Here is a 17,157-nt window from a genome sequence, read left to right on the forward strand (position 1 = left end):
TTGCAAAGTTGTCGAGATGAAAGACAGTTTCGATCCCAATGCCGACCGCAAGGCGTGGATGGGCCTGATGGCCAAAGCACCCGAAGGCCGGGTGACCGCCCTTCTGGACGCCGCCCTGACGCGCCCTGCCTTTACATGGCTGCGCGCGCCAGAAGTCGGCAGCGTCATGGTACGCGGTCACACAGGCGGCACGGGTGCGCCCTTCAACCTTGGCGAAATGACCGTCACCCGCTGCGCCTTGACACTCGACACTGGTGAGGTCGGGCACGCCTATATCCAAGGCCGCCGCAAGGGGGATGCCGAGGCTGCCGCGCTGGTCGATGCGCTGATGCAGACCGAAAGGGCCGCAGACCTGCGAGCCAAAGTGCTCGACCCTCTGGCGCGGGAACAGGCGCAGCGACGCACCGACCGCGCGGAAAAGGCCGCCGCGACCAAGGTCGATTTCTTCACGATGGTCCGGGGGGAAGACTGATGCAGGCTCAGACACTTGAGGGCGGGTTCGCCCATCCGGCCACCGACGCCGCCAATGCCTTTCGCGGCGTGATGGAGGCGATGGCCCGTCCCGGCACGATCCACAACCTGACAGGCGCAACCCCGCCTGAACCCTTGTCGGTGGCGGCAGGGGTCACGCTGCTCACCCTCTGCGACACCGAAACGCCGCTCTATCTGGCGGGCGCGGCGGATTGCGAAGCCGTGCGCGCCTGGGTGGCCTTCCACACCGGTGCGCCCATCTGCGGCCCGTCGCATTGCATGTTCGCCCTCGGAACATGGGAGGCCCTTTGCCCGCTCTCGGCCTATCCCGTGGGCACGCCGGAATACCCGGACCGGTCGGCGACGCTGATCGTGGAATGTGCAGACCTTGCTGCGGAGGGCGAGACCCTGATCGGCCCCGGCATCCGCGACACCGCGCGCCTGTCCCTGCCCGAAACCGAGGCTTTCCAGAGCAACGCGGCCCTCTTCCCGCTTGGTCTGGATTTTGTCTTCACCAGCGGCGACCGCATCGCGGCGCTGCCGCGCAGTACGAAGGTTCTTTGATATGTACGTAGCAGTCAAAGGCGGCGAACGCGCGATCCAGAACGCCCATGCGTGGCTGGCCGAGGAGCGGCGCGGCGACACATCGGTGGCCGAGCTGTCGGTCGCGCAAATCCGTGAACAGCTTTCCCTCGCCGTCAACCGCGTGATGGCCGAAGGGTCGCTTTATGATCCCGATCTGGCCGCTCTGGCGATCAAGCAGGCGCGCGGTGATCTGATCGAGGCGATCTTCCTCATCCGCGCCTACCGCACCACCCTGCCCCGCTTTGGTGCCTCGGCCCCGGTGGACACCGGCGAGATGGCCTGCGACCGGCGCATCTCGGCCACGTTCAAGGATCTGCCGGGCGGTCAGGTGCTTGGCCCCACCTTCGACTACACACACCGCCTGCTGGATTTCAAACTCGCCGCCGAAGGAGAGATCGCCGAGGCCCCCCGTCGCGAGGCCGACCAAGGCCCGGTGCCGCATGTCACCGAGTTTCTGAACAAAGAAGGCCTGATCGAAGAGGCCCCGCGGGACGACACAACGCCGCCCGATCTCACCCGCGAACCTCTGGAAATGCCCGCCGACCGCGCGCTGCGCCTGCAGGCGCTGACCCGTGCGGACGAAGGCTTTACCCTGTCGATGGCCTATTCCACCCAGCGCGGCTATGCGCGCAACCACGCCTTTGTCGGCGAATTGCGCATCGGCACCGTGCCGGTCGAGATGGAGATCCCCGAATTGGGGTTCGACATCGAAATCGGCGAAATCACCCTCACCGAATGTGAAACCGTCAACCAGTTCAAGGGCTCCAAAACCGAGCCGCCCCAATTCACGCGAGGCTACGGGCTGGTCTTCGGCCAGACCGAACGCAAGGCCATCTCAATGGCGCTGGTGGACCGGGCGTTGCGGTGGGAGGAACTGGGCGAAGACAACGTGGGCGCGCCTGCGCAGGACGCGGAATTCGTCCTCTACCACGCGGACAACATTCAGGCGACGGGGTTCCTCGAACATATCAAGCTGCCGCATTATGTGGACTTCCAGTCCGAACTGGAATTGGTCCGCAAACTGCGCCGCGAGGTCGAAGCGACCCAGCATCGGGAGGCTGCGGAATGACCTCAGTCGCCGCCACCGTCTCCGCCGTCACACCCGCCGTCGCCGTCACTGTCGGACGAGCCTTCGAGGGCAGAATTCAACCAACTGCCCTCAAAGCAGATGCCGATAACGGTCCGTCCAGCCAGAAGGGCGACAAAGCCCAGCGCAATCAGGATCACGGTCCAATCCATACCATCTCGCCCATCGTTCGCTCGAACGGCGTAACACGGGATTGCGGCCCTCTTGTGGCACATCGGAAAGGGGACATGGCATGACCTCCAAACACGTCGTCTTCGACATCGGTGGAGTGCTCGTCGACTGGCAACCGCACCTCGCTTGGGCCGACCGGTTCGGATCAGCCGAGGCTGCCCATGCCTTCATCGAGCGCACCAATTTCCGCGCACTCAATGCCCGCGGCGATGCCGGCGAACGCTTTGCCGATCTCGCGCTCGAGGTCGAAGATCCCGATGACCGCGCGCATTTTGCCGATTACGTGTCGCTCTACACCAAAACCGTTGTCGATCCGATCCACGGCACATGGGCCATTCTCGACCGGCTCAAAGCCCAAGGCACCCCGGTGCATGCGATCACCAACTGGTCGGCGGAAACCTGGCCCGAAGGGCTCAAGGTGCATCCCCGTCTGGGTCAGGTGTTCGAAGCTCTCGTGGTCTCCGGTCAGGAAGGCTTCATGAAACCCGATGCCCGGATTTTCCACCTGCTCTGCGACCGTGCCGGGGTGACGCCCGAGGACTGCATCTTCATCGACGACGGGCTGCACAACGTGGATGGCGCGCGCGCCGTCGGCATAGACGGCATCCACTTCACCTCGCCCGACGCGTTGGAAGCCGCGCTGATCGACCGAGGTGTGCTGTGACCCGGTCAGCCGCGACGGCGCTTCAGCGGCAGGTCGAAGATGCCGCTCTTGTTGGCGGTGTCGGCCAACCAGCCATCCGGACCGATCACGTCGCTGGGCAACAGCCGTTCCAGACGCGGCAGGATACGGAACAGGACGGATTCGAGGGCCAGCCACGCCACAAGGGACCCGCCTGCCCACCAGAGAAAAGACATCAGCAACGCGACCATAACACCCCTGGGTTTTCGGACAGCGACTCGTTGCGTCGCATTAACCACAGCAGTGAGACAGTCTTGTGACACCCTCATCGGAATACAATTTCGCCTATCTGGACGAACAGACGAAACGCATGATCCGCCGCGCGATCCTCAAGGGTCTGGCGATCCCCGGCTATCAGGTGCCCTTCGCCAGCCGCGAAATGCCGATGCCCTACGGTTGGGGCACCGGCGGCGTCCAGGTTTCGGCCGCTGTGCTGACGCCGGATGACCGCTTCAAGGTCATCGACCAGGGGGCAGATGACACGACCAACGCCGTGTCGATCCGCACCTTCTTTGAACGCACAGCCGGCGTCGCCACCACCACCGCCACACCCGAGGCAACGGTGATCCAGACCCGCCACCGCATCCCCGAAGTGCCGCTGACCGAGGGCCAGATCCTTGTCTATCAGGTGCCGATCCCGGAACCGCTGCGCTTTCTCGAACCGCGCGAAAGCGAGACCCGCAAGATGCACAGCCTCGAGGAATACGGGTTGATGCATGTGAAGCTCTACGAGGACATCAGCCGTCACGGCCACATCGCCACCTCCTATGCCTATCCGGTCAAGGTCGAAGCGCGCTACGTGATGGACCCATCCCCCATCCCGAAATTCGACAATCCCAAACTGGGTGATTGCCCCGCAATCCAACTCTTCGGCGCGGGCCGTGAACAGCGCATCTACGCGCTGCCGCCCTACACGCAGGTGGTCAGCCTCGATTTCGAGGATCACCCGTTCGAGGCCTCGAAAGCCGACCATCCCTGCGGTCTTTGCGGGGCTGAGGACAGTTATCTGGACGAGGTGATCGTCGACGATTCAGGCGGGCGGATGTTCGTCTGCTCCGACACGGATTATTGCGAAGGGCGGCAAGCGGCCGGTCATCGCGGCAAAGATTTGGGCGGAAAGGACGCTGCATGACCCCCCTTCTCTCCGTTCAGGGCATCACAAAACGCTATGGCGCGCATATCGGCTGTGCGGATGTCTCCTTCGACCTTTATCCCGGCGAAGTCATGGGCATCGTGGGGGAATCCGGCTCGGGCAAGTCCACGCTGCTCAACTGCATGGCAGGCCATCTGCGCCCTGATGCCGGGTCGGTGGTGTTCGACACGCGCGGCCACGGGCCACGCGACACCGTCACCATGTCCGAACCCGAACGCCGCATGCTGGGCCGCACCGATTGGGCCTTTGTCCACCAGCACGCCCGCGACGGGTTGCGCATGGGCGTGAGCGCGGGTGGCAATGTGGGCGAACGGCTGATGGCCGTGGGTGCCCGGCATTACGGCGACATCCGCGACAAGGCGGTCGACTGGCTCGAACGGGTCGAGATCGACGCAGGCCGGGTCGATGACCGCCCCACCACCTTTTCCGGCGGGATGCAGCAGCGCCTTCAGATCGCCCGCAACCTCGTCACCGGACCCCGGCTGGTCTTCATGGACGAACCCACGGGCGGACTGGATGTCAGCGTGCAGGCGCGTCTGCTCGACCTCCTGCGCGGGCTGGTACGCGACATGGGTCTGTCAGCGATCATCGTCACCCATGACCTTGCCGTGGTGCGCCTGCTGGCCGACCGGCTGATGGTGATGAAGGACGGGCTTGTCGTCGAAAACGGTCTGACCGATCAGGTGCTGGACGATCCGCAGCACGCCTATACGCAACTCCTTGTCAGCTCTGTTTTGCAGGTGTGAGACCATGATCGACCTTTCCAACGTGTCCAAGACCTTCACCCTGCACAATCAGGGCAGCGCAGTGATCGAAGTGTTGAGCGATGTCAGCCTGACCGTCGCCCCCGGCGAATGTGTGGCGCTGACCGGAGCGTCAGGCGCGGGCAAATCCACGCTGATGCGAATGATCTACGGCAATTACCGGGCGCAATCCGGTGTGATCCGCGTCGGTGGCGTGGACCTTGCCCAGGCCGAACCGCGCGAGATCATCCGGCTGCGCCGCGAAGTGCTGGGCTATGTCAGCCAATTCCTGCGCGTCGTGCCGCGTGTGCCGACGCTCGACGTGGTGGCAGAACCGCTTCGTGCCGTCGGGGTGGGCAGCGATGAGGCCCGCACACGGGCCAAAGAGCTTCTGGCCCAACTCAACATACCCGAACGGCTCTGGTCCTTGTCCCCCACCACGTTCTCGGGCGGCGAACAGCAGCGGGTGAACATCGCGCGCGGCTTTGCGCACCCCTATCCGGCGATGTTGCTGGATGAGCCAACCGCCAGCCTTGATGCAGCCAATCGCGAAGTTGTCCTGTCGCTGATCGAAGCCGCCAAGGCGCGCGGTGCTGCGATCATCGGCATCTTCCACGACGAAGCCGCCCGTGCCCGCGTCTGCGACCGCGAGATCGACGTGAGCCGTTTTACCCCCGGCTTGTCCTCGGGCAGCGAAGCGGTAGAACGCTACAACGAGTCTGCGGCATGAGCGCGGGTCGCCTCATTGCCGTTGTCGGACCATCAGGTGTCGGCAAGGACAGCGTCATGGCGGGCATGATCGCCGCACGCCCCGACATGCGCCATGTGCGCCGCACCATCACCCGCGCGCCGGGATTGGGGGGCGAGGATTACCATGCGGTAACGCCTGAAGCCTTTGCCAAAGCCGCCGAAAACGGCACGTTTTGCGTCCACTGGACTGCGCATGGCCTGTCTTACGGTATCCCGGCGGATGTCCTCACGGATGTGCAGCGCGGCACGGAGTGTCTTGCGAATTTCTCGCGCAGCGCGTTGCTGCAGGCCAAGGCGCTTTTTCCAAACCTGACGGTTCTCAATATCACCGCCTCCCCCGCTACGCTTGCACGTCGTCTGGCAGGGCGCGCGCGAGAGACCGAGGCCGAGATCGCAGCCCGTCTGGCGCAGGCGGACAAGTGCCTGCCTGCCGGTTTGGAAGTAGTGACGATCACCAATGATGGCCTGTTGGACGACACCGTGGCAAAGGCGCTGGCCGCACTTCAACCGGCAAGGGTGTAGCGTTGGATCAACTCGAACCGTCCATCCGCGCGCTCTCCGACCAGGGCCACTTCGTCCATCACAAAGGGCGCGGGCAAGGGCGGCAAATGGCTGCGGGCGGTCTCGGTCCATTGGTCGATCTCGTCGACCGGCAGACGCCCTGTCAGGGTCAGGTGAAAGCGGAACTCCTCCATCACGTAAGGATAGCCCCACCGCTGCAAAAGCGCCTCCTGCCGCTCCGACAGCCGCGCCTTGCGACGCCGCTCCAGCTCTGCCTCACTGGGCGGCGCGCGGAACGCATCCAGCGCCTCGACGCAGGTGGCGGCAACGCGCACAATGCCGGACGTATCCCCCACGGGCGTCAGGGCGAGGAACCGCCCCAATGCAGTCAGAGCCAGACCGTCGCTTTGCGCAGGCGCGCAGGCCGCCGCCATCTCGGCCACCGCGCTGTGCAGACCGTCGAAATCCGTCCCCTCGGCCAGTCGAAACGGCGGTTTCAAGGTTCCGTGAAACCCATATTTGCGTGGTGTCATTGTCACGTCATGAAGACCGGGCACATGAGGGGGAACAACAGCGCGAGCAGTCACGCAATCCCAACCCAGCCAGGCCGCTCCGAAATCGGCCAACGCGCCTTCGGGCGGCAGATAATAGATCGCAAAGCGAGTGTATGACATGAACTCTCCTTTTCTTTCGACCCGTTTGGCAGAGCCACATGACGGTTCCATGTCAGAGGTGCTGCAACTTGCCAATGCCCGGCTTGTTCTGGCGGATCGTGTCATCACAGGGCGCATCCTGATCATCGACGGCCAGATCGACGTGATCGAGGAAGGCGACATCGTGCCCAACGGCGCGGTCAACTGCCAGGGCGATTTCGTGATGCCCGGGCTGGTGGAATTGCACACCGACAATCTTGAACGGCATATCGAACCGCGTCCCAAGGTGGACTGGCCACACCTGCCCGCTCTTCTGGCGCATGATGCGGAGCTCGCCTCAACCGGCATCACCACGGTGTTCGACGCGCTGCGCGTGGGGTCGATCCACAGCGCGAAGTCGGGATATGGCGAATACGCCCGCAAGCTGGCCGACGAATTGCTTGAAGCGCGCGAGATGGGGCTGTTCAAGATCAGCCATTTCCTGCACCTGCGCGCCGAGATCTGTTCCGAAACCCTGCTTGAGGAAATGGCGGCCTTCGGCCCCGCAGATCGCGTGGGCATTGTCAGCCTCATGGATCACACCCCCGGTCAACGGCAGTTCCGCGACCTGAGCGCGCTGAAGAATTACGTTACCAAGAAGCGCGGCATGAACGACATCGAATTCGCCGAGCACGTCGCCAACCTCAAGATGTTGCAAGAGAAATTCGGCGCGCTGCACGAAAAGGGCGCCGTTGCCGAGGCCCGGCGCTATGGCGCGGTTCTGGCCAGCCACGACGACACCACCGCCGATCAGGTCGATATCTCCGCAGCCAATGGCGTAGGCTTCGCCGAGTTTCCCACGACGCGGGAAGCCGCCGCCGCCTGCCGGGCGCATGGCATCGCGGTGATGATGGGCGCGCCGAACCTCGTGCGCGGCGGGTCCCATTCCGGCAACGTGGCCGCGCGCGAACTGGCCGAGGCGGAGATGCTCAACATCATCTCCTCTGACTACGTGCCCTCCGCGCTGCTCTTGTCGGCGTTCCTGCTGTCGGAGATCTGGGACAACCTGCCCGCTGCGGTGGCCTGTGTCACAGATGCACCTGCAAAGGCTGCGGGGCTCACGGATCGGGGTCGGCTCGAATCCGGTCTGCGGGGCGATGTGATCCGGGTACGGTCTGTCGGGTCGACGCCACTCATTCGTGGTGTGTGGAGCCGGGGACGCCGCGTCGCCTGATCGAAACCCCGGCCCGCCTGCCCTTTGCGTTAGGCCATGCGCTGTCTTGCGCGATTGCCGTGTTTGGCGGACAAGGGGACAGACCCTGACTAACCCTCGTCGAAAGCCCAAGATGGTCGCCTGTGTTCTGACCTGCCATGTCGTCCTGACCGTCACAGGCGCCCGATGATCACCCGCGACCACTGGCCCGCGATGGCGCTCGGGATCAGCCAGATCATCGGATACGGGACCCTCATGTACGCCTACGCGATCCTGCTGCCACACATGGCCGAGGATCTGGGTCTGACCCTGTCGGGCGTGTTCGGCATCCTGTCGCTTGGTCTGTTCTTCGGGGGCATGATGTCACCCTTGGCGGGCCGTCTGGTGGACCGGTACGGCGGGCGCTGGGTGATGACGCTGGGCTCGATCGTTGCGGCCGGGGCAGTGATGGCCATGAGCCGGGTGGACAACACCACGGGTCTCTTCTTCGCCATTCTGCTGGCTGAAGGCGCCGGTATGTTCGTTCTTTACAACGTGGCATTCGCGTCGGTTGCGCGGCTGGACCTTGCGATCCCGCCGCAGACCTCCATCTCGATCATCACGCTGTTCGGCGGGGTGGCCTCGACCATTTTCTGGCCCGTGACGCTGGCGCTTTACAATGCCATGGGGTGGCAGGACACCTGGATCGTGTTGGGTCTCCTGATGCTGCTCACCTGCACACCGATTCACTTCTTTGCGCTTCGAGGGATGGAAGTCCTTCCCGACAGCCCGCCGAAAAGCCCGCGTCCCAACTGGCCGGAACTGACAGGTCGGCTGCGCCGCCAGGGGATGCTCTGGATGGTCATCTCCTTTGTCTTTTCGGGGTATGTCATGGGCGCAGTGATGGCGCTCTGGGTCACGAATGTTCAGGACCTCGGCCACAGCGCTGCGCTGGCCGCCATTGCCGGAGCGGTGATCGGACCGTTCAAGACAGTCGGGCGGTTCTTTGAAATGGTGGTCAGCCGCAACCTCTACCCACGCGTCACCTATGCGTTGAGCCTTGCGCTCATGACCTCGGGATTTGCGGTGCTGCTTGTCACGGGGTTCACCTTGCCCGGCCTTATGCTGGCCGCAGCGCTCTACGGGATGGGCGACGGGATCAAGACCATCGCGCGCGGCACACTGCCCCTCGCGCTCTTCGGAGCCAAGGGCTACGGGACGCGTCTTGGCTGGATTTCCTTCGTGCAGATGGGCATCAATGCCTCGGCACCCTTTGTCTTTGCCTGGATCACACAGGCTTTTGGCGGCTGGTGGTCCTTTGCGATCATGGCGCTGTGCCTCGTCTGCGGCGTTGCGACCTATCTGCTGATCCCCGATCCCCGCCAATTGGCCACCGGGACGCATTCACAGCAGGACGCACCCGATCCGTCCAAGGACCCGGCCTGATCAACGCACTTGACGCCAGGAACGACATGTCTGGCGATCTTCAGCGGGCCCGCGATGCAGCCGTTTCGAGCGTGGCACAATTCGCTCCGCGCGCCGATATCCGCAGGTCAAGCAAGAGAGACGCTGAAACGAAAAAGCCCCGCCACAAGGGCGGGGCCAAACGCGAGCCATTGAGGCGCGTGTCTTATTCTTCGTCGGCGGCTTCCAGCTCGGCCAGACGGGCCTTGTCGGCAGCGCCCTTGGCGTCGACGTCACGGTCGACGAATTCGATGATTGCCATCGGGGCCATGTCGCCATAGCGGAAACCGGCTTTCAGGATGCGGACATAGCCGCCCTGACGCTCGGCATAGCGCGGGCCGAGGACTTCGAACAGCTTGGCGACGTCCTTGTCTTCCTTGAGCTGTGCCGCGGCCTGACGGCGGGCGTGCAGGTCACCGCGCTTGCCCAGCGTGATCAGCTTTTCAACGATCGGGCGCAGTTCCTTGGCTTTCGGAAGGGTGGTCTTGATCTGCTCATGTTCGATGAGCGAGCCGGCCATGTTGGCAAAGAGCGCTTTGCGGTGCTCATGGGTGCGGTTCAGGCGGCGGTAGCCTCGTGCGTGACGCATGTGTCTTCTCCTAATGTGCCCTCTACGGGCGTTTTTGCTTTGTCCGGCCGCCGATGCGTGTCAGCGGCTCTCCTTGGGGCGGATGCCCGTTCGGGTGAGGGTTGCCCCTCACCCAAAATCCTTAAAAGTTGTCTTCCAGCTTTTTCGCCAGGTCTTCGATGTTGTCCGGCGGCCAGTCCTCGACATCCATGCCAAGATGCAGACCCATGCCAGACAGCACTTCCTTGATCTCGTTCAGCGACTTGCGGCCGAAGTTCGGGGTGCGGAGCATCTCGGCTTCGGTCTTCTGGATGAGATCGCCGATGTAGACGATGTTGTCGTTCTTCAGGCAGTTCGCCGAACGGACGGACAGTTCCAGTTCGTCCACCTTCTTGAGCAGAAGCGGGTTGAACTCGAGACCATCGTCGTCGTCCTGCGGACGCGAGGATTCCGGCTCGTCGAAGTTGACGAAGATCGACAGCTGGTCCTGCAGGATGCGCGCGGCATAGGCCACGGCGTCTTCCGGCGTAACGGAGCCATCGGTTTCGACCTTCATGGTCAGCTTGTCATAGTCCAGAACCTGACCTTCGCGGGTCGGCTGAACGTCATAGGCGACCTTCTTGACCGGCGAATAGATCGCATCGATCGGCATCAGGCCGATGGGCGCGTCTTCCGGGCGGTTCTTGTCGGCCGAGACATAGCCCTTGCCGGTGTTGACCGTCAGTTCCATGTAGAGATCCGCACCATCGTCGAGGTGGCAGATCACATGGTCGCGGTTCAGCACTTCGATGCCGTTGGTTTCCGAGATGTCACCGGCAGTGACAACGCCCGGACCCTTGGCATTGATGGACACGCGCTTGGGGCCTTCGACTTCCATACGGAGCGACACACCCTTGAGGTTCAGAACGATGTCGGTGACGTCTTCACGGACACCGGCCACGCTCGAGAACTCGTGCAGAACATTGTCGATCTGAACGCTGGTGATAGCGGCACCCTGAAGCGACGACAGCAGAACGCGACGCAGCGCGTTGCCGAGCGTAAGACCAAAGCCCCGCTCCAGCGGTTCGGCGACAACGGTCGCCACGCGCGACGGATCGGCGCCCGGCTTGACCTCAAGCTGTGTCGGCTTGATCAGTTCTGCCCAGTTTTTGTGGATCATGCGTCCCTCCATTCTTGTTTCTGCCCCATGTCCGAAAGGCAAAAACGCCCGAGGTTAAAATGACGAAAGCACGACCCCACCAAAGGGTGGGGCCATGCCATTGTGTTGTTCGCTTTTAGACGCGACGGCGCTTCGGCGGGCGGCAGCCATTGTGCGCGATCGGGGTCACATCACGGATCGAGGTGATGTTGAAGCCGACAGCGGCCAGCGCGCGCAGAGCCGATTCACGACCCGAACCGGGCCCCTGTACTTCGACTTCGAGCGTCTTGACGCCATGTTCCTGTGCCTTGCGGCCCGCATCCTCGGCAGCAAGCTGTGCTGCGTAAGGTGTGGATTTCCGCGAGCCTTTGAAGCCCATGGTGCCGGCGGACGACCACGAGATCGCGTTGCCCTGCACGTCGGAGATCAGGATCTTGGTGTTGTTGAAGCTGGAGTTCACATGGGCGACGCCAGCTGCGATGTTCTTGGAGACCTTCTTCTTGCCTCCGCGACGGGTATCACGTGCCATTGGTGCAGACCTCCCTTATTTCTTCTTACCGGCAATAGCCTTTGCGGGGCCTTTGCGGGTACGAGCGTTGGTGTGGGTCCGCTGACCGCGCACCGGAAGGTTGCGACGATGACGCAGGCCGCGGTAGCAGCCGAGGTCCATCAGGCGCTTGATGTTCATCTGCACTTCGCGGCGCAGGTCGCCTTCGACAGTGTAGTTGGCATCGATGTGTTCCCGAATGGCGAGCACTTCAGCATCGCTCAGTTCGTTGACACGGCGGGTGACGTCGATGTTGACCGCTTCGCAAATGGCTTTTGCGGAGGTATGGCCAATACCGGTGATGTAGGTGAGGGCGATCGGAACACGCTTCCCTGTGGGAATGTTCACGCCAGCAATACGTGCCACGTATGACTTCCTTTTCGTTGCGGGTCCGTAGCGCCAGACCCTTTTTTCACAACATAAGGCCCGTCGGTTTTACCCTTGGGGCCCCCAGCTGATCAGGTGATCCGCAGACGGGCGCGACCCGCGCTGCGACGGTGATTCTCGGTTAAGAGATGGCGGTAGATAGGAGTGATTGCCGGTGGCGTCAAGGGCGGAGATCCCGCCCTTTTCGATTATCCCAGAACCTTGGCGATGTCCGCTTTCACGGCGGACATTTCGCCCAGACCGTCAACCGAGGACAGTTGTCCCTTGGCATAGTAGTAGCCAATCAGCGGTGAGGTCTTCTTGTAATACTCCATCAGACGCTGCTTGAGGCTGTCCTCGTTGTCGTCCGCGCGGCGCTTGAATTCGGTGCCGCCGCAGTTGGAGCATTTGCCATCCGCCGGAATCGGCTTGGTGTGGTCGTTATAGACCTCACCACATCCCGCACAGGTGGAGCGGGCCGTGATGCGGGCCACCAGTGCCTCGTCATCGACGCGCATCTCGATCACGGCGTCAAGCGTTTCGCCTTCTTCGGCCAGCAGATCGCCCAAGGCGTCGGCTTGTGCCAGCGTGCGCGGGAAGCCGTCGAAGATGAAGCCGCCCTGCTTGTCGCCCTTGAGCTTTTCGCGGATCAGACCGATCACGATCTCGTCCGTCACAAGCTCGCCCCGTGCCATGACGTCGGCGACGATCTTGCCCATCTCGGTGCCGCTGTCCTTGGCCTCACGCAACATGTCGCCCGTCGACAGCTGGATCATGTCACGTTCGTCACAAAGGAACCGCGCCTGTGTGCCTTTGCCCGCACCCGGCGGGCCCAATAGTATGATGTTCATCGGCGCGCCGGGCTCCGTCGTTTGGTCTTGGCCTTACCCTTACCGCGCAGTTGCGACTTTTGAATGAGACCTTCGTATTGATGCGCCAGAAGATGGCTTTGAACCTGCTGGATCGTATCCATCGTCACCGAAACCACGATGAGAACGGATGTGCCGCCAAAGTAGAACGGGATCGCGAACTGACCGCGCAGCACCTCGGGCAGAAGACAGACTGCCGTCAAGTAGGCCGAGCCGAGGACCAGCACACGGTTGACCACGTATTCGAGGTATTCGGCGGTTTTCTTGCCCGGACGGATGCCCGGCACAAAGCCGTTCTGGTTCTTCAGGTTGTCGGCCACATCGTCCACCTTGAACGACACGTTGAAGGTGTAGAAGTAGGCGAAGAAGACGATCATCGCCCCGAAGAACAGCAGATACAGCGGCTGACCGGGGCCGAAATACGCGAGGATCGTCGACATGACCGGACCGGTCTGCTGACCGCTGAACGTGCTGATCGTCGTCGGCAACAGCAGAAGAGAGCTTGCGAAGATCGCGGGGATCACGCCCGACGGGTTGACCTTGACCGGCAGGTGGCTGTTCTGCGCTTCTGCGATCTTCATGCCCATCTGACGGCGGGGATACTGGATCGTGATCTTTCGGAGTGCCCGCTCCATGAAGACCACGAACATAATCACCGCAATGACCATGAGGATCACCCCCACGATCACGGCAGGGCTGATGGCACCCGAACGACCCGAGGCAAAGAATTGAGCCAAAGCTGCGGGAACTTCGGCAATGATGCCGACGAAAATGATCAGCGAAATCCCGTTGCCGACGCCGCGGGCGGTGATCTGCTCACCCAGCCACATCAGGAACATGGTACCACCCACAAGGGTGATCACGCAGGACGCGCGGAAGAACCAACCCGGATCGGTGACAAGATCGCCCGCTTCCAGACTGACGGCAAGACCGTAGGCCTGGAACGTGGCAAGGAACACCGTGCCGTAACGGGTGTATTGCGCGATCTTCTTGCGCCCCGCCTCGCCCTCTTTCTTCAGCTGTTCCAGCGACGGCACCATGGACGCCAGCAACTGAACGATGATCGAGGCCGAAATGTAGGGCATGATGCCAAGGGCGAAAATGCCCATACGGCCCAGAGCCCCGCCGGTGAACATCGTCAGGATGCCCCCGATCCCCTGCTGCGCCTGCTCCATGAATTCGCGCAGGGCGATGCCGTCGATCCCCGGAACGGGAATGAAGGTGCCGATGCGGTAAACGATCAGAAGGCCAAGCGTGAAGAAAATCCGGTTGCGCAAATCGGTCGCTTTGCCGAGCGCAGCCCAGCTTGTATTCGCGGCCATTTGTTCTGCTGCTGATACCATGCGGGTCTCTTTTATGATGAACGCCGCCATGAGCGGTCCGGCTCAGGCGGCGTTTGGAAAGCTCTGGAGGCTATGTAAGCGGCGCCGAGGCCGCTCACAACCTCTTATTCGGCGGCCTGCGCGGTTGTGACCGTCAGTGAACCGCCAGCCTTCTCAACCGCCTCGATGGCCGATTTGGAAGCGCCGGTGACATTCAGGGTCACTTTCGCGGTGATGTCGCCCTTGGCGAGCACGCGGATGCCGTCGAGCTTGCGACGGACCAGACCGGAGGCGACCAGCGCGTCCTCGTCAATGGTGCCTTTCGCGTCAAGCTTGCCGGCGTCGACGAATTTCTGGATCAGGCCCAGGTTCACGACAGCGAACGCCTTGCGGTTCGGCTTGTTGAAGCCCCGCTTCGGCAGACGCTGGTAGAGCGGCATCTGTCCGCCTTCGTAGCCGGCAATGGCCACACCCGAACGGGATTTCTGACCTTTGATACCACGGCCACCCATTTTGCCGAGGCCGGAACCCGGACCACGGCCAACGCGCTTCTTGCGCTTTGTTGCGCCGGGATTGTCGCGCAGTTCATGCAGTTTCATATCGCTTCTCCTTTGCCGGAAGCGCCCCCGAAGCGATGTGGGACGAACGCGGCTTTTCTTGTTTTCAGACTCAGTGACCCATGGGCCACCGGGGGCGTATAGAAGGTTGCCCGTGCCGGATCAAGGGGGCACACGGTGACAGGTTCATATAAGCCGATGTGAGGATCGGTTCCCGACGCGACAACCGACGCTTGCGCGCCCGGACTGCGGTGGCATAGTGGCAACATGCGACTTGCACTGGCCCTCGCCCTGCTTCCGACAATCGTGCATCCCGACTGCACGACCGATGCCATGCTGGTCTTCGATGGGTCGACGTCGATGATCGATTCCTCGATGGGCATTCGCGGCTTGCCGAAGATCGCCGAGGCCCAGCGGGCCATGGCGCGTGCCCTGCCCGAGATCGAGGACATCCGTCGCGTCGGTTTGATGATCTACGGACCGCAACAGGTGGGCGATGCCTGCGAAGGCATCTCGCTGCGCTTCATGCCGATCGAGAAATCTGCGGAGCCCATCCTTGAAGCAACACGCAGTTTCGCGCCGGGTGGGCTCACGCCCCTGACGGCCTCGGTGGCGCGCGCGGCAGAGGTGATGCAATACCGGACCGAACCGGGGGTGATTGTCCTGCTGACGGATGGGTCCGAGACCTGTGGGGGGCGTCCCTGCGCCCTCGGTGCACAGCTGGCCGATCAGGCCTATGACCTCACCGTTCACGTGATCGGGTTCCAGCTCAATCCGCATGACGGCTATTTCCAGTGGAACAATCCCGAACAGGAATTCGGCAAGGCCAATGTTGCACGCTGCCTCGCCGATGCCACCGGCGGGATCTACGTCACGACCGAGACCATCGACGAATTGACCGACGCGCTGCGGATGACGCTGGGCTGCCCGGTGATCGGCTGGCTGGAAAATGTCGTCGAGACCGCAGGTTGAACGAAAAAACGCCCGCTGATGCACAGCAGGCGTTCTAGAGTTTCTGACCAGGCGCATATTGGCGCGCCCGGAGGATCTGTCGCTTAGCCGCGCTCTTCGATGATCTCGACGAGGTGCGGGATGCTGCGCACCATGCCACGGACCGAGGGGGTGTCCTCGAGCTCGCGGGTGCGGTGCATCTTGTTCAGGCCCAGACCGATCAGCGTCTGGCGCTGCTTTTCAGGGCGGCGGATCGGGGAACCGATCTGCTTTACAACGATTGTCTTAGCCATCTGGATCAAGCCTCCTCAGCGACCTGGCCACTTTCCTGCGGCGTGTCTTCACGCTTGGGCAGGATGTCAGCCACTTTCTTGCCGCGACGCTGCGCGACGGAGCGCGGGCTTGCCTCTTTGGACAGGCCGTCCAGCGTGGCGCGGATCATGTTGTAGGGGTTCTGCGAACCGATCGACTTTGCGACCACGTCCTGAACGCCCAGCATTTCGAACACGGCACGCATCGGACCACCGGCGATGATCCCCGTACCGGTCGGGGCTGTGCGCATGACAACCTTACCGGCGCCATGACGGCCTTCTATGTCGTGGTGCAGCGTGCGGCCTTCGCGCAGCGGCACGCGGATCATCTTGCGCTTGGCTTGCTCGGTGGCTTTGCGGATGGCCTCGGGGACCTCCTTGGCCTTACCTTTGCCAAAGCCGACGCGGCCTTTCTGATCGCCCACAACGACAAGCGCGGCGAAGCCGAAACGCTTACCACCCTTGACGGTCTTGGACACCCGGTTGATTGCGACAAGGCGATCCGCGAATTCCGGCGCCTGCTCTTCACGTTCGCGGCGATTGCCACGACGGTTGTTTTCACGTTCTGCCATTTAGGCATCCTTTGTGCTGTGGGCCATCGGCCCGTTTGACCAATCCAGGTGAGCCTTTCGGAGCTCCCGGATCATCGGGAAGGGGTGGGCCCTTCCGCAAAACGTGTGCCGGGCAGAAGCCCGGCCTACGAAGTTTGCAGGGTGCGTGCGTGCACGCACCGATCTCTTAGATCTTCAGACCACCTTCACGGGCTGCGTCGGCCAGAGCCTTGACGCGGCCGTGGAAGAGGAAACCGCCACGATCGAAATAGGCTTCTTCGATCCCGGCTTTCTTGGCGCGCTCGGCAATCGCCGCGCCGACCTTCTGGGCCGACTCGACGTTGTTCTTGCCGCCAAGCTCTTTTTCCATGGTAGAGGCCGCTGCCAGTGTCACGCCGCGAACGTCGTCGATCAGCTGAACGCTGATGTTCTTGTTCGAGCGGTGAACGCTGAGGCGCACGCGCCCTGCATTGACCTTGCGAAGTTTGTTCCGAACGCGCAGACGGCGCTTCTGGAACAGATCACGTTTACTGTTTGCCATGTCCT

General features: G+C 62.6%; 24 protein-coding genes. 11 read left to right on the plus strand and 13 right to left on the minus strand.

All coding sequences use genetic code 11. The annotated features are described in order from the left end of the window. The first annotated feature begins 16 nt into the window (after positions 1–16). From phnG to MRY75_RS06805, 3 genes are read left to right on the plus strand one after another with little or no spacing between them, the layout of a single operon-like run. The gene (gene phnG, locus MRY75_RS06795; protein ID WP_292306385.1) at positions 17–472 is read left to right on the plus strand and encodes a phosphonate C-P lyase system protein PhnG; all 456 of its coding nucleotides are present in this window, start codon (positions 17–19) and stop codon (positions 470–472) included. Beyond that, entirely contained in the window at positions 472–1,035 is a 564-nt protein-coding gene (phnH, locus tag MRY75_RS06800; RefSeq protein ID WP_292306386.1) for a phosphonate C-P lyase system protein PhnH, read from the plus strand. The genes phnG and phnH overlap by 1 nt, the downstream gene beginning before the upstream one ends. 1 nt (position 1,036) lies before the next feature. Further along, a complete protein-coding gene (locus MRY75_RS06805; RefSeq protein WP_292306387.1) occupies positions 1,037–2,125 on the plus strand; it encodes a carbon-phosphorus lyase complex subunit PhnI in 1,089 nt (362 codons plus the stop codon). Between the two features lie 2 nt (positions 2,126–2,127). Here MRY75_RS06805 and MRY75_RS06810 read toward each other — a convergent pair whose 3' ends face one another. Continuing rightward, a complete protein-coding gene (locus tag MRY75_RS06810) occupies positions 2,128–2,295 on the minus strand; it encodes a hypothetical protein (RefSeq protein WP_292306388.1) in 168 nt (55 codons plus the stop codon). Between the two features lie 80 nt (positions 2,296–2,375). Here MRY75_RS06810 and MRY75_RS06815 point away from each other — a divergent pair, with 80 nt between their 5' ends. Then, positions 2,376–2,978: an HAD family phosphatase gene (locus MRY75_RS06815; RefSeq protein ID WP_292306389.1), complete on the plus strand. Its 603-nt coding sequence runs from the start codon at positions 2,376–2,378 to the stop codon at positions 2,976–2,978. A gap of 5 nt (positions 2,979–2,983) precedes the next feature. On the opposite strand, the gene MRY75_RS06820 is transcribed toward MRY75_RS06815, so the two are convergent. Next, positions 2,984–3,172 carry a hypothetical protein gene (locus MRY75_RS06820; RefSeq protein WP_292306390.1) on the minus strand — a complete coding sequence of 63 codons (189 nt, stop codon included), beginning with the start codon at positions 3,170–3,172 and terminating at the stop codon, positions 2,984–2,986. 80 nt (positions 3,173–3,252) lie between these two features. On the opposite strand from MRY75_RS06820, the gene MRY75_RS06825 reads away from it, so the two are divergent. Genes MRY75_RS06825 through phnN form a run of 4 tightly spaced genes read left to right on the plus strand, consistent with a single transcriptional unit; the run spans position 3,253 to position 6,164 of the window. Then, positions 3,253–4,128 (plus strand): alpha-D-ribose 1-methylphosphonate 5-phosphate C-P-lyase PhnJ, encoded by an 876-nt coding sequence (locus MRY75_RS06825; RefSeq protein ID WP_292306391.1) that lies wholly within the window; start codon positions 3,253–3,255, stop codon positions 4,126–4,128. Beyond that, on the plus strand, positions 4,125–4,895 hold the full coding sequence (gene phnK / locus MRY75_RS06830; RefSeq protein WP_292306392.1) for a phosphonate C-P lyase system protein PhnK: 771 nt from the start codon (positions 4,125–4,127) through the stop codon (positions 4,893–4,895). The genes MRY75_RS06825 and phnK overlap by 4 nt, the downstream gene beginning before the upstream one ends. A gap of 4 nt (positions 4,896–4,899) precedes the next feature. Continuing rightward, the gene (gene phnL / locus MRY75_RS06835) at positions 4,900–5,622 is read left to right on the plus strand and encodes a phosphonate C-P lyase system protein PhnL (protein ID WP_292306393.1); all 723 of its coding nucleotides are present in this window, start codon (positions 4,900–4,902) and stop codon (positions 5,620–5,622) included. Continuing rightward, positions 5,619–6,164: a phosphonate metabolism protein/1,5-bisphosphokinase (PRPP-forming) PhnN gene (phnN, locus tag MRY75_RS06840; RefSeq protein ID WP_292306394.1), complete on the plus strand. Its 546-nt coding sequence runs from the start codon at positions 5,619–5,621 to the stop codon at positions 6,162–6,164. Before phnL ends, phnN begins: the two co-directional genes overlap by 4 nt. Here the strand turns inward: phnN and MRY75_RS06845 are convergent. Further along, complete coding sequence (locus tag MRY75_RS06845) at positions 6,146–6,817, minus strand: DUF1045 domain-containing protein (protein WP_292306395.1); 672 nt, start codon at positions 6,815–6,817, stop codon at positions 6,146–6,148. The two genes, phnN and MRY75_RS06845, sit on opposite strands and share 19 nt — an antisense overlap. On the opposite strand from MRY75_RS06845, the gene MRY75_RS06850 reads away from it, so the two are divergent. Beyond that, entirely contained in the window at positions 6,816–8,009 is a 1,194-nt protein-coding gene (locus tag MRY75_RS06850; protein WP_292306396.1) for an alpha-D-ribose 1-methylphosphonate 5-triphosphate diphosphatase, read from the plus strand. The genes MRY75_RS06845 and MRY75_RS06850 overlap by 2 nt on opposite strands. Before the next feature lie 165 nt (positions 8,010–8,174). Further along, positions 8,175–9,413: an MFS transporter gene (locus tag MRY75_RS06855; RefSeq protein ID WP_292306397.1), complete on the plus strand. Its 1,239-nt coding sequence runs from the start codon at positions 8,175–8,177 to the stop codon at positions 9,411–9,413. A 184-nt stretch (positions 9,414–9,597) separates the two neighbouring features. On the opposite strand, the gene rplQ is transcribed toward MRY75_RS06855, so the two are convergent. The 7 genes from rplQ to rplO all read right to left on the minus strand — a co-directional run bounded on the left by rplQ (position 9,598) and on the right by rplO (position 14,840). After that, positions 9,598–10,020 carry a 50S ribosomal protein L17 gene (gene rplQ / locus MRY75_RS06860; RefSeq protein ID WP_292306398.1) on the minus strand — a complete coding sequence of 141 codons (423 nt, stop codon included), beginning with the start codon at positions 10,018–10,020 and terminating at the stop codon, positions 9,598–9,600. Positions 10,021–10,141: 121 nt separating this feature from the next. Beyond that, positions 10,142–11,158 carry a DNA-directed RNA polymerase subunit alpha gene (locus tag MRY75_RS06865; RefSeq protein ID WP_292306399.1) on the minus strand — a complete coding sequence of 339 codons (1,017 nt, stop codon included), beginning with the start codon at positions 11,156–11,158 and terminating at the stop codon, positions 10,142–10,144. A gap of 115 nt (positions 11,159–11,273) precedes the next feature. Further along, positions 11,274–11,666, minus strand: a complete 393-nt coding sequence (gene rpsK / locus MRY75_RS06870; RefSeq protein ID WP_072780049.1) for a 30S ribosomal protein S11 — start codon at positions 11,664–11,666, stop codon at positions 11,274–11,276. A gap of 15 nt (positions 11,667–11,681) precedes the next feature. Further along, positions 11,682–12,050, minus strand: coding sequence for a 30S ribosomal protein S13 (gene rpsM, locus MRY75_RS06875; protein WP_292268151.1), 369 nt, complete (start codon positions 12,048–12,050; stop codon positions 11,682–11,684). Between the two features lie 209 nt (positions 12,051–12,259). Further along, entirely contained in the window at positions 12,260–12,901 is a 642-nt protein-coding gene (locus tag MRY75_RS06880; RefSeq protein ID WP_292306400.1) for an adenylate kinase, read from the minus strand. Further along, positions 12,898–14,262, minus strand: coding sequence for a preprotein translocase subunit SecY (gene secY, locus MRY75_RS06885; RefSeq protein WP_292306401.1), 1,365 nt, complete (start codon positions 14,260–14,262; stop codon positions 12,898–12,900). Before secY ends, MRY75_RS06880 begins: the two co-directional genes overlap by 4 nt. Before the next feature lie 104 nt (positions 14,263–14,366). Next, positions 14,367–14,840: a 50S ribosomal protein L15 gene (rplO, locus tag MRY75_RS06890; protein WP_292306402.1), complete on the minus strand. Its 474-nt coding sequence runs from the start codon at positions 14,838–14,840 to the stop codon at positions 14,367–14,369. Between the two features lie 225 nt (positions 14,841–15,065). On the opposite strand from rplO, the gene MRY75_RS06895 reads away from it, so the two are divergent. Next, positions 15,066–15,770 (plus strand): VWA domain-containing protein, encoded by a 705-nt coding sequence (locus MRY75_RS06895; protein WP_292306403.1) that lies wholly within the window; start codon positions 15,066–15,068, stop codon positions 15,768–15,770. 83 nt (positions 15,771–15,853) lie between these two features. Here the strand turns inward: MRY75_RS06895 and rpmD are convergent, their stop codons facing one another. The 3 genes from rpmD to rplR all read right to left on the minus strand — a co-directional run bounded on the left by rpmD (position 15,854) and on the right by rplR (position 17,152). Then, positions 15,854–16,042, minus strand: coding sequence for a 50S ribosomal protein L30 (gene rpmD / locus MRY75_RS06900; protein ID WP_292306404.1), 189 nt, complete (start codon positions 16,040–16,042; stop codon positions 15,854–15,856). A 5-nt stretch (positions 16,043–16,047) separates the two neighbouring features. After that, complete coding sequence (gene rpsE / locus MRY75_RS06905; protein WP_292306405.1) at positions 16,048–16,632, minus strand: 30S ribosomal protein S5; 585 nt, start codon at positions 16,630–16,632, stop codon at positions 16,048–16,050. Between the two features lie 166 nt (positions 16,633–16,798). Further along, positions 16,799–17,152 carry a 50S ribosomal protein L18 gene (rplR, locus tag MRY75_RS06910; protein ID WP_292306406.1) on the minus strand — a complete coding sequence of 118 codons (354 nt, stop codon included), beginning with the start codon at positions 17,150–17,152 and terminating at the stop codon, positions 16,799–16,801. Positions 17,153–17,157 lie beyond the last annotated feature (5 nt).

Origin of the sequence: Marivita sp. (genome assembly GCF_022763305.1) — a bacterium.
Lineage (GTDB): Bacteria > Pseudomonadota > Alphaproteobacteria > Rhodobacterales > Rhodobacteraceae > Marivita.

What these genes read in the sequence shown, in the direction of transcription:
- phnK (WP_292306392.1), top strand. Translation starts at nt 4,125, where the DNA reads ATGACCCCCCTTCTCTCCGTTCAGGGCATCACAAAACGCTATGGCGCG.
- phnG (WP_292306385.1), top strand. Translation starts at nt 17, where the DNA reads ATGAAAGACAGTTTCGATCCCAATGCCGACCGCAAGGCGTGGATGGGC.
- MRY75_RS06845 (WP_292306395.1), bottom strand. Translation starts at nt 6,817, where the DNA reads ATGTCATACACTCGCTTTGCGATCTATTATCTGCCGCCCGAAGGCGCG.
- rpsK (WP_072780049.1), bottom strand. Translation starts at nt 11,666, where the DNA reads ATGGCACGTGATACCCGTCGCGGAGGCAAGAAGAAGGTCTCCAAGAAC.
- MRY75_RS06865 (WP_292306399.1), bottom strand. Translation starts at nt 11,158, where the DNA reads ATGATCCACAAAAACTGGGCAGAACTGATCAAGCCGACACAGCTTGAG.
- rplQ (WP_292306398.1), bottom strand. Translation starts at nt 10,020, where the DNA reads ATGCGTCACGCACGAGGCTACCGCCGCCTGAACCGCACCCATGAGCAC.
- MRY75_RS06895 (WP_292306403.1), top strand. Translation starts at nt 15,066, where the DNA reads ATGCGACTTGCACTGGCCCTCGCCCTGCTTCCGACAATCGTGCATCCC.
- MRY75_RS06850 (WP_292306396.1), top strand. Translation starts at nt 6,816, where the DNA reads ATGAACTCTCCTTTTCTTTCGACCCGTTTGGCAGAGCCACATGACGGT.
- rplR (WP_292306406.1), bottom strand. Translation starts at nt 17,152, where the DNA reads ATGGCAAACAGTAAACGTGATCTGTTCCAGAAGCGCCGTCTGCGCGTT.
- MRY75_RS06820 (WP_292306390.1), bottom strand. Translation starts at nt 3,172, where the DNA reads ATGTCTTTTCTCTGGTGGGCAGGCGGGTCCCTTGTGGCGTGGCTGGCC.
- rpmD (WP_292306404.1), bottom strand. Translation starts at nt 16,042, where the DNA reads ATGGCTAAGACAATCGTTGTAAAGCAGATCGGTTCCCCGATCCGCCGC.
- rplO (WP_292306402.1), bottom strand. Translation starts at nt 14,840, where the DNA reads ATGAAACTGCATGAACTGCGCGACAATCCCGGCGCAACAAAGCGCAAG.
- secY (WP_292306401.1), bottom strand. Translation starts at nt 14,262, where the DNA reads ATGGTATCAGCAGCAGAACAAATGGCCGCGAATACAAGCTGGGCTGCG.
- rpsE (WP_292306405.1), bottom strand. Translation starts at nt 16,632, where the DNA reads ATGGCAGAACGTGAAAACAACCGTCGTGGCAATCGCCGCGAACGTGAA.
- MRY75_RS06855 (WP_292306397.1), top strand. Translation starts at nt 8,175, where the DNA reads ATGATCACCCGCGACCACTGGCCCGCGATGGCGCTCGGGATCAGCCAG.
- MRY75_RS06810 (WP_292306388.1), bottom strand. Translation starts at nt 2,295, where the DNA reads ATGGATTGGACCGTGATCCTGATTGCGCTGGGCTTTGTCGCCCTTCTG.
- phnH (WP_292306386.1), top strand. Translation starts at nt 472, where the DNA reads ATGCAGGCTCAGACACTTGAGGGCGGGTTCGCCCATCCGGCCACCGAC.
- MRY75_RS06880 (WP_292306400.1), bottom strand. Translation starts at nt 12,901, where the DNA reads ATGAACATCATACTATTGGGCCCGCCGGGTGCGGGCAAAGGCACACAG.
- MRY75_RS06815 (WP_292306389.1), top strand. Translation starts at nt 2,376, where the DNA reads ATGACCTCCAAACACGTCGTCTTCGACATCGGTGGAGTGCTCGTCGAC.
- phnL (WP_292306393.1), top strand. Translation starts at nt 4,900, where the DNA reads ATGATCGACCTTTCCAACGTGTCCAAGACCTTCACCCTGCACAATCAG.
- phnN (WP_292306394.1), top strand. Translation starts at nt 5,619, where the DNA reads ATGAGCGCGGGTCGCCTCATTGCCGTTGTCGGACCATCAGGTGTCGGC.
- MRY75_RS06805 (WP_292306387.1), top strand. Translation starts at nt 1,037, where the DNA reads ATGTACGTAGCAGTCAAAGGCGGCGAACGCGCGATCCAGAACGCCCAT.